The following is a 12,263-nucleotide window of genomic DNA, read 5'->3' as shown; positions in this document are numbered from 1 at the left end:
AGATAGGCATCCGCCGCCTGACGGTTGGCACCTTTCATTTCATACACTTTGCCGAGCAACACATAATTAAGCCAGGACATCTCCAGATCGATGCCGGTATTAATCGCTTCAAACGCTTCGTTAACGTTGCCTTTGCCCAGTTGATCGATGGTTCGTATTTGATAAACGATGGACTCATCTTTCATTCCAGGGATATTTTCAACCCGGTTGATTTCTTCATACAGCGCTTCCAGCTGCATGTCATCAAGCGTATGTTGTGAATGACGTAATACATCCACCAGCACTTTTTCGGCATACGCGTAGGTAAATTCCGGCGATTGCGCGGTGACCTCTTTCAGAATGTCGCTGGCTTTACCTAACGAATCGACATCACCGTTCATTAAAAATTGATGCGCCTGATAGAAGCGCGACAGCGAGGTGCTTTGCAGCGGCTGATACTGCTTGAGCATCTCCTGCATTTTTTCCGGCCACGGCTGTTTCAGTGCTTCGGAGAGGCTGGTGAGCAGATCGTTCTGGATGGTCAGTTGGTTGCCGTTAGTAATGAAGTAACGTTTGTCGAGCATGCTCGATCCGTCGGCGTTATCCACCAGTTGCACCGACATAAAGCACTGCTGCGCACGGTAGTGCCGCTGATTGACGAATTCAATCGACAGCGTTTTCCCGGAGCTGCTGGGCTCATTAATGTTGTAGTTGGTTTTGTCGTGCACCATGAAGGTGGAGTAGGTATTGAGCGAGGTCGTCACCAGGCTGCCCAGCCCGACCGCGTAGGAACGCTGCGACATCCAGTTATTGCAGGAGCGCACGGTAGTGCCGCTGATTGACGAATTCAATCGACAGCGTTTTCCCGGAGCTGCTGGGCTCATTAAAGTTATAGTTGGTTTTGTCGTGCACCATGAAGGTAGTGTAGGTGTTAAGTGAGGTCGTCACCAGGCTGCCCAGCCCGACCACGTAGGAGTGTTGCAGCATCTGGTTATTACAGGAACTGCCATGCTCAAAACGAATGTCAATATCACGGGGATTGAGCAATAGCATTTTGGTGACTGTGGGATGGGATTTAAGTGTGGGCATTACCACCAGCGCGACGCAGGTACCGAGCGCCAGCAGGAACAGACACCACACCCAGAAGGTGGCACGGGTACAGATTCGCCAGGCGTCTGCGCATCGGTGGTGGCTGGCGCCATCGGCGTGAGTTCTTCACCCTCTTCCGTACACCAGATCACCGGCGCCGTCAGCTTATAGCCACGTTTTGGCATTGTCATGATGTATTCCGGGCTGCTCTCATCACCGTCTTTCAGGGATTTACGCAGCTCAAAAATGCCCTGAGTAACCACATGACTGGTGACGACAGGCACGGGTACAGATTCGCCAGGCGTCTGCGCATCGGTGGTGGCTGGCGCCATCGGCGTGAGTTCTTCGCCCTCTTCCGTACACCAGATCACCGGCGCCGTCAGCTTGTAGCCGCGTTTAGGCACGGTGACAATATATTCCGGGCTGCTCTCATCGCCATCTTTCAGGGATTTACGCAGCTCAGAAACGCTCTGAGTGACCACGTGGCTGGTGACGACGTTACGCGTCCAGACGTTATCAATCAGTTCATCGCGACTCAGCACTTCGTCAGGATGGCGGGCGAAAAAAACCAGAAGGTCAATTAAACGCGGTTCTAATGTTAGCTGGCGTCCCTGACGGCTGATTTGATTGACGGAGGGTATAACCAACCACTCTCCGACACGCACAACAGGTTGTTGCATAAAAAAAAGCCCAAAAAGCAAAAAGGGAAACGCGGATTATATCATATTTAGACTGCCCAATTTTGATGAGCCTCACTACCTCAATACGGTTAGCGATCGAGACGGCAAAGAAAAAGCCAGGCATATCGCCTGGCTTGTGAATAAAGATTTAAGCTAAACCTTATGCCGGAAAGTTATTTTTCAGCGCCTGCAGGCCGTCACGATAAATTTCACTAAACAGCGCTTCGGCGTCTTCATTACTCACATTGACCGGCGTAAAACGCCCGGTCCATTCCACACGGGAAACCGTGCTGTCTTCTGTGGCATGCACCGAAATCGTTGATAAATAATCCACAACCGGGAATGGTGCCTGGATAATTGAATAGCTGTAACGACGCTCGCGGTTGTCGAACGCTTCCAGACGTTCAATCACCGTACCGCCATCAGAGGTGGTCAGCGTACGGGTACGTCCGCCTTCTTTGATCACGCTTTTCGGGATGAACGGCAACCAGTCAGGCAGTGAGTCGAAACCGCCCATCAGTTGCCAGACGGCATCAACAGATGCCGGAATTTCAATCGATACTGTGGTGTTAGCCATAATCATGCTCTCTTAATTTTTCAAAAAAAACGGGTTACATGGCGAGGGTGTCAACCACCCCACCGTCAACGCGCAGGGCTGCCCCGGTAGTCGCCGAGGAGAGCGGCGATGCCAGATAAACGGCGAGATTCGCTACTTCATCGACATCCGCTGCGCGCTGGATAATGGAGCTGGGGCGCGAGGTGCGAACAAATTCGTCCGCCTGTTCACGCGGCGTACGCCCGGACTGCGTGGCCGCATCGGCCAGCATTTCTTTCAGCCCTTCGGTCCAGGTCGGGCCTGGCAGAATGGCGTTAACGGTGACGCCCGTACCGGCCAGCCGTTTTGCCAGCCCGTGTGATACCGCCAGGTTGGCGCTTTTGGTAACGCCGTAGTTGATCATGTCGCCAGGGATCGCCACGCCCGATTCCGAGGAGACAAAAATAATGCGTCCCCATCCCTGCGCCATCATCGTCTGCGCGTAATGACGCGACAGACGCACGCCGGACAGCACGTTGACGTTATAAAAGTGCATCCACTCGTCATCGGGAACGGTAAAGAAGTCTTTATCGTTGAAAATCCCGAGGTTGTTGACCAGTACGTCTGCTGTTGGCTCGGCGGCGATCATGGTGTCAACGCCCTCGCGAGTGCTTAAATCAGCCACCACACCGCGCAGTTTTGCCCCCGGCAGTTCAGCGGCGAGCGTAGCAATGGCGCTGTCAACGCCTTCGGCTTTACGGCCAACAATCACCACGGTGGCGCCCGCGGTAGCAAGCCCCTTCGCGATGCCGAGGCCGATACCGGAAGTGGAGCCGCTGACCACAGCGACCCGGCTGGAAAGATCCAGTTTCATCATATTCTCTCGTCTCAGTAAGGGGGCCGGACGGCCCCGCAGGAATTAACGGACCGGCAGCGGCGCGTTTTCAGCCACCAGGTTCTGACGGCGCATTTCGTCCCAGAATTCATTCGGGATCACCGCTTTCAGCGCGGCAAGATCTTCCGCCATGCGACCCGGGCGGCTTGAGCCAGGAATGACCGCGGCAACGGCCGGGTTTGCCAGCGAGAACTGCAGCGCGGCGGCTTTCACATCGACGTTAAACTGTGCGGCAATGGCCTTAATTTTCGCTACCTGCTGATGGATCGCCGGTGAGGCTTTCTGATATTCAAAGTGTTCGCCCCCGGCAAGCACGCCGGAACTGTACGGGCCGCCGACCACGATATCGACATTTTGCTCATGGGCTTCGGACATCAGACGCTGCAGGGCACGTTTATGATCCAGCAGGCTGTAGCGACCCGCCAGCAGGAAGGCATCCGGCTGCGGTTCATCAAGTGCAAGGGTCAGTTCAGGCGGCTCAACGCGGTTAACGCCCAGCCCCCAGGCTTTGATCACCCCCTCGTCACGCAGACGGGTCAGCGCACGGAAGGCACCGGTACGGGCGATGTTGAACTGCTCCAGCCAGCTGTCACCGTAGAAATCCTGCGCCGGATCGTGGATCCACACGATGTCCAGACGGTCTGTTTTCAGACGCTTCAGGCTGTCTTCAATCGAACGCAGCGTGGCGTCGGCTGAGTAATCGTTCAGGATCTTATTTTTCAGACCGTGCTCGAAAATGCCACCTTTCTCACCGAAATCACGGCTGGCGGGATCTTCCATGTCGTCCAGCATAATGCGGCCGACTTTGGTGCTCAGTACGTATTCATCGCGAGGATATTGCGAAAGCGCTTCCCCCATGCGGATTTCAGACAGACCGGATCCGTACAGCGGCGCCGTATCAAAGTAACGCACGCCAAGATCCCACGCCGCAGTGACGGTCGCATGGGCCTCTTCGTCAGGAATGGCGCGGTACATGTTGCCCAGCGGCGCGCCGCCTAAGCCGATGTTACCTGGAAGTAATTTTCTGATGCTCATAACGCTGTCCTCATTAGTTTTCTCCCGTAACGGGAGATGTTCGGTTAGGGCGCATTTTGCTGCCGCCCTGTGACGAGGATCACAATAGCTTGCGAACTTGTGACTTGATAGGACATAATTCGTCTGACTTGAGTCCTTTGAGGTCTGACATGATCGATTTACGCCAGTTGAAATACTTTGTAGTTGTAGCAGAAGAGGAACACGTGGGACGGGCAGCGGAGCGGCTGCACATCTCGCAATCGCCGCTGAGTCGCCAGATTGCACAGCTGGAAGAGCGCCTCGGGTTAACGCTGTTTGAGCGCAACCAACAGCGCATTCGCCTCACGGCCGACGGGCAGACGTTTCTCGCCGAAACGCGTTCCCTGTTGACCCACGCCAACCGCCTCGAATCGCTTGGTCGTCGCCTGGGGCGCGGCGAAGATGGCGGGTTGTGTATTGGCTATATTGAAAACGCCATGCACTCCGGCGTGCTGTCTACCGCGTTGCGTACTCTGCGCACCTCGCGCCCGGATGTGCACATTGCGCTGTACAGCCAGCCGCCTGCCACGCAGATAGAAGGTCTGCGCCAGCGCAGCCTGGATTTTTCACTGGTGGATACGCCGCCGTCGGAGATCGAGCAGGATCTGGAATATCTGCAGGTGCTTGACGACCGTATGCTGCTGGCGCTGCCGCAGAATCACCCGCTGGCGCAGCAGGAAAGCGTGTGCGCGGAAGCGCTGGCGGATCAGGAGTGGATCTCGGTTATCCATAATGACGATGCGCATTCGCGCGATGATTTTGTCGCCGCCTGCGTCAGAGCGGGCTTCAACCCGGACATTCGTCTGGAAGCGGGCGAACCGCTGACGGCATTAGGGCTGGTGGCCGCCGGGCTGGGGCTGGCGCTGATTCAGAACAGCCTGCGCCATAACGCGCCGGAAGGGGTCGTTCTGCGCGAACTGCCGTGGATGCACTACTCCACGCAATTGTGGGCAGTCTGGCATAAAGCCAATCTGCGCCCGCTAGTAACGCATTTTCGGCAGATCCTGCGCGGCGACAGTACGCCTGCCGCATAACCGCTTTTCAGCGTGATTATTAACAAAATGCGCAACAGTCTATTGCCACTATTGGCATTTATCTCACTAATCATCGGGAATATCCTGTGTCCATCGTGTTGTTGACCACAACATGGCGTCATTTTAAATACATAAATTCAGGAAAATATCGATGAAAACCGTCACCACTCTGTTTACCGCTGCTGCTTTTTCTCTGCTGGCTTTTGGCGCTTCTGCGCATAGCATCTCCGCCACCGGCAATACCTTAGATTCTGCTGAAGCAGCGCTGGCGGCGAAAGCCAAAGCAGAAGGCAAAAGCGACTACAAAATCACCAGCGCTCGCATGGGCAACTTCGTGATGATGACCGCTGAGCTGGATAAATAAACCCGGCCGTAATGCCAGCAACAAAATCTTATCCAGTTTAAGTGAGGAAAAAATTCTATGTTATTCGATCAGTATTCACTTAACGCATTGTCGCTGAAAAGCCGCATTGTGATGCCGCCGATGACCCGCTCACGCGCCGGTGCCGGCGATGTCGCGACCGACGACATGGCGGAATACTACGCACAGCGCGCCAGTGCCGGGCTTATCATCAGCGAAGGCACGCAGATCAGCCAGCAGGGCCAGGGCTATGCCTGGACACCGGGCATCTACAATGAACAGCAAATTGCAGGCTGGAAAAAAGTGACGGACGCGGTACACCACGCGGGCGGCAAAATCTTTGCCCAGCTGTGGCACGTCGGGCGCGTTTCGCATACCGTTCTGCAGCCAGGCAACGCCGCACCCGTCTCCTCTTCCGCCATTCAGGCCGAAGGCGTGAAAGTGTTCGTTGACGTTGAAGGCCGCGGCCCGGAAAACGGCGTGGGTGAGATGGTTCAGCACTCTACACCGCGTGCGCTGACGCTGGATGAGATCCCTGGCATTATTAACGACTATGCGCAGGCTGCCCGTAACGCTATTGCCGCCGGATTCGACGGTGTTGAGTTGCACGGTGCCAACGGCTATCTGATTAACCAGTTCATCGACTCGCGTGAAAACCTGCGGGCGCGCTGAAAACCCGCCTGCGTTTTCTGAGAGAAGTTGCCGAAGCGGTTTCCGCCGCCATTGGTAAAGAGAAACTCGGCATTCGCCTGGCGCCGCTGACCACGCTGATGGGCTCGAAAGATGACACGCCAGAAGCGACGTATCTCGCGGCGGCCAGCGTACTGAATGACATCGGCATTGCCTATATTCATATCGCCGAAGCAGACTGGGACGATGCGCCGGTCATGCCCGCCGCCTTTAAAGAAGCGTTGCGGATTATCTTCCACGGCACTCTGATCTACTCCGGGAAATATACGGTGGAACGTGCGGAAGAAGCGCTGGCGAAAGGCTGGGCGGATCTGATTGGCTTCGGTCGTCCGTTCATCGCCAACCCGGATTTACCGTACCGTCTGCAGAACAACCTGCCGCTGAACCAGCCGGTTCGTGAGCAGTTCTTCGGCGGTGGAAAAGCCGGTTACCTTGATTACCCGACGGTAAACGGAAAGTAAGTTTTCGGCTGCGTTAATCCTGAAAAGCCCCGCGTTGACCGCGGGGCTTTTTGTTTTTTACGCCAGATTGCGTGCGTTCATCAGCCGGGCGCGTTCTGTCTGAATATCTTCCGGCAACGTCAGTACGCCCACGCTGTTCTCACCTCGCAACGCGCCGCCACCTGCTCCGCGGGATTTCGCGTTTTCAATCAGTGCCTTCGCCTGATCGAGCGTCGCTTTTGCGGCTTCCGTATCCAGACTCCATTTATTAAACCAGTGCGCCAGTGCGATAGGATCGACTTTGGTGATATCCACCGCGCCATACTGCATGCGGTACACCACCACGTTCTGTAGTTTTTGCTGGAAGCCTTTGGAAACCATGCTGTAGCGCCAGTACCACACGTCGCAACGGCAAAGGAAATTTTTGTCCGGGTAGATGATGTATTGTTTACGCTGATTTTCCGACGCCGACCCCGATCCCAGCAGCAAATCGAGCCCCTGCGTGACCAGCGTTTTAATAAAAGTGCCTACATTTTTGGCGCCATCATCAGTACCCAGCATAAAGGCAGTATCGACAATTTTACCGATCGAATCCCCCACCGATGAGGCATCCGTGGTGGTCATTACGTGCATCTGTTCGTCCTGAAAATCTTTTGTCACACCTGGTGCCAGACTTTCATCATCACCCCGCTGCCACGAATTATTCATCTCGATTTTGAAACCATCGAGCTTTGACTGCCCGAGCTTAACTAAAATACCCAGAGTTTCATTTAACTGTGCTTCAACGTCTTTTGCCGGATCGAGATCGCGAATAAATTTACTGATTGCACCCATGATAACCTCTACGTAAATAATCAATAAAAAGTGAATTAACGGAACTCAGGTGATCCTCAGCGCAATTACGGCAGGGTGCCGGTTAATTGCCAGATGGTTCCTGAGTCGAGACTTTGATTCAAAACGGAAATAGCACCGCGTGCACCGCCGCGCTGATTTGCAGGATCGGTAATGGCGAGTACCGTCGGGGCAATTAACGCAGCCGCGACGGACGCGTTGCCTATTTGTACCTGAATATTCACCACTCCAGCGGCGGTGATGCCTTGCAGGTCAAGGCGCGCCACGCCTGACTGGTGAAGCGTCATCGGTCCGCGGCCTAAATCAGCAAAATCGAGCATGGCGATTACGTCCTGACAGTCACGGCGTTGTGCTGCATTAGGCACGATGACGCCGGCGATCGGATTTAAGGTATCGGTTTTAGCTAAAGGCATAGTGTATCGACTCCCGTCAGATAACAGAGCGTGTTAAGGAATATGTAATAGGATTGATTGAAATTTAAGATTTAATTCTTTGAATATATTTACCCTCTTATGAATTAAGGTAAAAGCGATCCGTTTCTGGATATATTAAATATCCGTTAACATTTTTTAGAGAACATGTTGCAGCCTTTTAATGGATTGAAGTCAGCTACGGAAGGATCAAATCGAAAAATCGATCATTAAGATTAACAAGTCGATAGCATACTGCTTTTATATATTTCAGTATCCTGGATGATATTTCGAACCCCACTAAATGGGTGATGAGAGGAAATTGCATTAAGGAATTCCTGTCATTAGAAAACCGAATTTTCCCCACAGCGGTCAGATACATCACAAAAGCGCGCCGCGCCTGAATTCCAGGAAACCTCGCTTGATCGTAATCAATTAACGATCTGCATAATCCCTTTATCGTTTATCACTGGACACCTTAGGGAAGCAGATAATGAAAAATAAAATAAACGAGGTTTTAAATAAAGAAATCTCACGACGGGATGCGATGACGACAGCCGCTAAAATTGGCTCTGCCGTTGCGCTGAGCAATGCAATAACATTACCGTTTTCAACCGTAGCACACGCCGCCTCACCCAGCGAAATGACAGAAAACAGCGAGACCGTGCGCCACAGCGCCTGTCTGGTAAACTGCGGCAGCCGCTGCCCGCTGAAGGTCATTGTGAAGGACGATCGCATCGTACGCATCGAACCAGAAGACGCGAAAGACGATGCGGTATTTGGCGAACATCAGATTCGCCCCTGCCTGCGAGGACGCTCCAGCCGCTGGCGCGTATACAGCCCGGACCGGATTAAGTATCCGATGAAACGCGTCGGGAAACGTGGCGAGGGAAAATTCAAACGCATCAGTTGGGAAGAGGCGACGAAATTGATTGCCGATGAGCTGACGCGTATTACCGAAAAATATGGTCGTGAAGCGATCTATTACAACTATCAGTCCGGCGCCTATTATCACACCCAGGGGACGCCAGCCTGGAAACGTTTACTAAACATTTCCGGTGGCTATTTGAATTACCATAACACCTATTCCACTGCGCAAATTGCCACTGCGACACCTTATACCCACGGGAAATATGCCGGTAGCCATTTTACCCAAATCGCCCATTCTGATTTGGTGGTTTTCTTTGGTCTGAACTTGTCAGAGACGCGTATGTCCGGCGGCGGTCAGGTGGAAGAAATTCGCCGGGCGCTGGAAACCTCTAACGCCCGAGTGATCATTATCGATCCGCGTTATACCGATTCCGTGGTGGCTGAACATGCGGAATGGCTGCCCATTCGCCCGACCACCGATGCCGCACTGGTCGCCGGGATCGCCTGGACGTTAATCACCGAAAACCTGATCGACGAAGCCGAAATCAATACGTACTGCGTCGGTTACGACAGCACCACTCTGCCTGCGCAGGCGGCGCCAAACGCCAGCTATAAAGATTATATTCTCGGCACCGGCCCGGACGGGATCGCCAAAACGCCGGAATGGGCGGCGGCCATTACCGGGCTTCCGGCGGTGCGCATTAAACAACTGGCACGGGAAATCGCCGGGGCGAATGCCTGTTATATCTGCCAGGGATGGGGGCCGCAGCGCCACGCCAACGGCGAGCAAACCGTTCGCGCCATTCAGATGCTGCCTGCGCTGACCGGCCATTTTGGCCTGCCAGGCACCAACAACGGCAACTGGCCTTACGGTACACCATACGGCGTGCCACTGCTGCCGACGGAAACCAACCCGATCACCACCTCGATCCCCTGCTATCTGTGGACCGACGCCATTCAGCACCCGGAAAAAATGACCGCCACCACCATGGGCGTGAAAGGCGTTGATAAACTGAAAACCGGGATCAAACTTATCGTCAACCAGGCGGGGAACGCGCTGCTGAACCAGCACGGTCACGTCAAACGCACGCGTGAAATCCTGGCGGATGAAACGCTGTGTGAAACGATCATCGTGATCGAAAACCACATGACGCCCAGCGCGAAGTTTGCCGATATTCTGCTGCCAGAAACCAGCTATCTTGAGGCCGACGATCTGGTCGATAGCTCCTATGCGGCGGGCTCGCACAATTACATGATCGCCCTGCAAAAAACTATCACGCCGATGTGGGAAGTGCGCAGCACCTACGATATTTGCGCCGATATCGCCGGTCATCTCGGTTTGCGTGAAAAATTCACCAACGGCAGAACCCAGGCGGAATGGGCCGAATTCCACTATCAGCAGGTCAAAGCAAAACGGCCTTATTTACCCGAGTGGGACGTCGCCCGAACCAAAGGCGTGATTGACCAGAAAATCGCCACTGACAAAGAGAGCCTGGTGTTCGCCGATTTCCGCGCCGATCCGGTCGCTAATCCGCTCACCACGCCATCGGGTAAGATTGAGATCTACTCGCAGGCGCTGGCGGATCTGGCGCAGAAATGGACGCTGCCGGAAGGCGAGCGCATCCCGGCAGTGCCGGAATTCTGTGTGGTGAAAGAATCGCACCTGAACAAGGAGATGACAGCGAAATACCCGCTACAGCTGAGCGGATTCCATACCAAGGGTCATACCCACTCCACCTATACCAATGTGCTGGCGCTGCACGAAGCGGTGCCGGACGAAGTCTGGATCAACCCGATCGATGCCCGCACGCGCCAGCTGGAGAGCGGCGATCTGGTGCATGTGTTTAATGATCGCGGCGTCGTTGAGATCCCCTGCAAGGTGACGAACCGCATTATCCCGGGCGTAGCCGCCATGCCGCAGGGCGCGTGGACTCGCCTTGATAACGCGGGTGTCGATGTCGGTCGCTGCATCAACTCGCTGACCAGCCATCTGCCCTCGCCGCTGGCGAAAGGCAACCCGCAACACACCAACCTGGTTGAGATCAAACGCGCTTAAGGAGTGACCCGAGATGAAACAATATGGCTTTTACGTAGACTCCTCGCGCTGTTCAGGCTGTAAAACCTGCCAGGTCAGTTGCAAGGACAACAAAGACTTAGATGTGGGACCGAAACTGCGCCGCGTGTACGAATATGGCGGCGGCGAATGGGTAAAGGACGGTGACAGCTGGCATAACGACACCTTCGCCTATTATCTCTCCATCGCCTGTAACCACTGCGATGAGCCTACCTGCACCGCGGGCTGCCCGACAGGGGCGATGCACAAGCGTGAAGAGGATGGCCTGGTGGTGGTTGATGAGACGATCTGCGTGGGCTGCCGCTATTGCGAAATGCGCTGCCCGTACGGCGCGCCGCAGTTTGATGCAAAAGCGAAAGTGATGCGCAAATGCGACGGCTGCCTGGATCGCCTTGAGCAAAATCTGCGCCCGATTTGCGTCGATTCCTGCCCGCAGCGCGCGCTGGACTTTGGCCCCATTGACGAGCTGCGCGCGAAATACGGCAGCGAAAATGAGATTGCACCGTTGCCGTCAGCCTCTTTCACTCGTCCCAACCTGATCGTGAAGCCACATCCGAAGGCGAAAGCCAGCGGTGATAAGGCAGGCGCTATTCAGAATCTGCAGGAGACTCGCCATGCATGAGTTACCTCTGGTGTTTTTCACCGTCTTTACCCAGTGTGCCGTCGGCGCGTTTATTCTACTGCTCATTGCCGGTGCGCTTAAGCAGATCGCATCACGGCAGATGGCGGTCGGCCTGTTCGCCGCGATGTGTCTGTTTGGTCTTGGCGTGGTCGTCGGCATTTTTCACGTTGGGCAACCCCTGCGGGCGATGAATATGCTGTTCCGTGTTGGAGCGTCGCCAATGAGCAATGAAATCGCGCTCTCGGCGGTGTTTGGTGTGCTCGGCGGTCTCGGGGCGCTTGGGCTGCTGCTTAACCGCGGCGCGTCGACACTGTATATCACCCTCACCTGGCTGGCGGCAGTGGTGGGCGTGCTCTTTGTGCTCGCCATTCCGCGCATTTATCAGTTGCCGACAGTGGCGACCTGGAGCTCGCACTACACCACTGCGATCATGGTATTGACGCCATTTATCGGTGGTGGCGCGCTGGCGGCCTTCTTTGGCGCACGGCGCACAGGATTGTGGGTTTGCTCTCTCGCCATCCTCGCCAGTTTCTGTTTGTTGCCTGGATATTTGTCGACAATCACAAATGCGGACAGCGCGTTGGCATCGGCGCAAACAACGTGGTTCACTGCACAGGGAGTCCTGTTGGCGCGTCGCCTTCTATAACTTATGGACATTACCAATGTAATCAACGGGCAG

9 protein-coding genes and 4 pseudogenes are annotated in these 12,263 nt (G+C 54.7%); 6 read left to right on the top strand and 7 right to left on the bottom strand.

Going from position 1 to position 12,263, the window contains the following annotated elements:
- The 5 genes and pseudogenes from GM30_RS05830 to GM30_RS05805 all read right to left on the bottom strand — a co-directional run.
- Positions 1–788: pseudogene (locus GM30_RS05830) on the bottom strand (lysine decarboxylation/transport transcriptional activator CadC); the annotation flags it as partial.
- Between the two features lie 22 nt (positions 789–810).
- Positions 811–1,748: pseudogene (locus tag GM30_RS27065) on the bottom strand (winged helix-turn-helix domain-containing protein); the annotation flags it as partial.
- A gap of 160 nt (positions 1,749–1,908) precedes the next feature.
- Positions 1,909–2,325 carry an SRPBCC family protein gene (locus GM30_RS05815; protein ID WP_049847857.1) on the bottom strand — a complete coding sequence of 139 codons (417 nt, stop codon included), beginning with the start codon at positions 2,323–2,325 and terminating at the stop codon, positions 1,909–1,911.
- Between the two features lie 34 nt (positions 2,326–2,359).
- Positions 2,360–3,157, bottom strand: coding sequence for an SDR family NAD(P)-dependent oxidoreductase (locus GM30_RS05810; protein WP_049847861.1), 798 nt, complete (start codon positions 3,155–3,157; stop codon positions 2,360–2,362).
- A gap of 45 nt (positions 3,158–3,202) precedes the next feature.
- Positions 3,203–4,213, bottom strand: a complete 1,011-nt coding sequence (locus GM30_RS05805) for an aldo/keto reductase (protein WP_049847856.1) — start codon at positions 4,211–4,213, stop codon at positions 3,203–3,205.
- 149 nt (positions 4,214–4,362) lie between these two features.
- Here GM30_RS05805 and GM30_RS05800 point away from each other — a divergent pair, with 149 nt between their 5' ends.
- From GM30_RS05800 to GM30_RS05790, 3 genes and pseudogenes are all read left to right on the top strand, one after another.
- Positions 4,363–5,265, top strand: coding sequence for a LysR substrate-binding domain-containing protein (locus tag GM30_RS05800; RefSeq protein ID WP_049847855.1), 903 nt, complete (start codon positions 4,363–4,365; stop codon positions 5,263–5,265).
- A 151-nt stretch (positions 5,266–5,416) separates the two neighbouring features.
- Positions 5,417–5,629, top strand: a complete 213-nt coding sequence (locus GM30_RS05795) for a YdgH/BhsA/McbA-like domain containing protein (RefSeq protein ID WP_049847854.1) — start codon at positions 5,417–5,419, stop codon at positions 5,627–5,629.
- 57 nt (positions 5,630–5,686) lie between these two features.
- A pseudogene (locus GM30_RS05790) lies at positions 5,687–6,777 on the top strand (alkene reductase).
- Positions 6,778–6,834: 57 nt separating this feature from the next.
- Here the strand turns inward: GM30_RS05790 and GM30_RS05785 are convergent.
- Both GM30_RS05785 and GM30_RS05780 read right to left on the bottom strand, forming a co-directional pair.
- Positions 6,835–7,590, bottom strand: a complete 756-nt coding sequence (locus GM30_RS05785; RefSeq protein ID WP_124966090.1) for a hypothetical protein — start codon at positions 7,588–7,590, stop codon at positions 6,835–6,837.
- A 65-nt stretch (positions 7,591–7,655) separates the two neighbouring features.
- The gene (locus GM30_RS05780) at positions 7,656–8,021 is read right to left on the bottom strand and encodes a hypothetical protein (protein WP_049847852.1); all 366 of its coding nucleotides are present in this window, start codon (positions 8,019–8,021) and stop codon (positions 7,656–7,658) included.
- 490 nt (positions 8,022–8,511) lie between these two features.
- Here GM30_RS05780 and GM30_RS05775 point away from each other — a divergent pair, with 490 nt between their 5' ends.
- From GM30_RS05775 to GM30_RS05765, 3 genes and pseudogenes are all read left to right on the top strand, one after another.
- Positions 8,512–10,944 (top strand): DMSO/selenate family reductase complex A subunit, encoded by a 2,433-nt coding sequence (locus GM30_RS05775; RefSeq protein ID WP_049847851.1) that lies wholly within the window; start codon positions 8,512–8,514, stop codon positions 10,942–10,944.
- Positions 10,945–10,957: 13 nt separating this feature from the next.
- Positions 10,958–11,584, top strand: a complete 627-nt coding sequence (locus GM30_RS05770; protein WP_049847850.1) for a DMSO/selenate family reductase complex B subunit — start codon at positions 10,958–10,960, stop codon at positions 11,582–11,584.
- Positions 11,577–12,215: pseudogene (locus GM30_RS05765) on the top strand (dimethyl sulfoxide reductase anchor subunit family protein); the annotation flags it as partial. The gene GM30_RS05770 and the pseudogene GM30_RS05765, both read left to right, overlap by 8 nt.
- Positions 12,216–12,263: the final 48 nt, after the last annotated feature.

It is taken from the genome of Trabulsiella odontotermitis (genome assembly GCF_001188485.1).
Taxonomy (GTDB): domain Bacteria; phylum Pseudomonadota; class Gammaproteobacteria; order Enterobacterales; family Enterobacteriaceae; genus Trabulsiella; species Trabulsiella odontotermitis_A.
Note: the sequence above shows the minus strand (reverse complement) of the source record. Positions and strands in the feature narration are given on the sequence as shown.

Bases quoted from the DNA above. Each gene is read 5' to 3' on its own strand.
- GM30_RS05815 (WP_049847857.1), bottom strand. From the start codon at position 2,325: ATGGCTAACACCACAGTATCGATTGAAATTCCGGCATCTGTTGATGCC.
- GM30_RS05810 (WP_049847861.1), bottom strand. From the start codon at position 3,157: ATGAAACTGGATCTTTCCAGCCGGGTCGCTGTGGTCAGCGGCTCCACT.
- GM30_RS05805 (WP_049847856.1), bottom strand. From the start codon at position 4,213: ATGAGCATCAGAAAATTACTTCCAGGTAACATCGGCTTAGGCGGCGCG.
- GM30_RS05800 (WP_049847855.1), top strand. From the start codon at position 4,363: ATGATCGATTTACGCCAGTTGAAATACTTTGTAGTTGTAGCAGAAGAG.
- GM30_RS05795 (WP_049847854.1), top strand. From the start codon at position 5,417: ATGAAAACCGTCACCACTCTGTTTACCGCTGCTGCTTTTTCTCTGCTG.
- GM30_RS05785 (WP_124966090.1), bottom strand. From the start codon at position 7,590: ATGGGTGCAATCAGTAAATTTATTCGCGATCTCGATCCGGCAAAAGAC.
- GM30_RS05780 (WP_049847852.1), bottom strand. From the start codon at position 8,021: ATGCCTTTAGCTAAAACCGATACCTTAAATCCGATCGCCGGCGTCATC.
- GM30_RS05775 (WP_049847851.1), top strand. From the start codon at position 8,512: ATGAAAAATAAAATAAACGAGGTTTTAAATAAAGAAATCTCACGACGG.
- GM30_RS05770 (WP_049847850.1), top strand. From the start codon at position 10,958: ATGAAACAATATGGCTTTTACGTAGACTCCTCGCGCTGTTCAGGCTGT.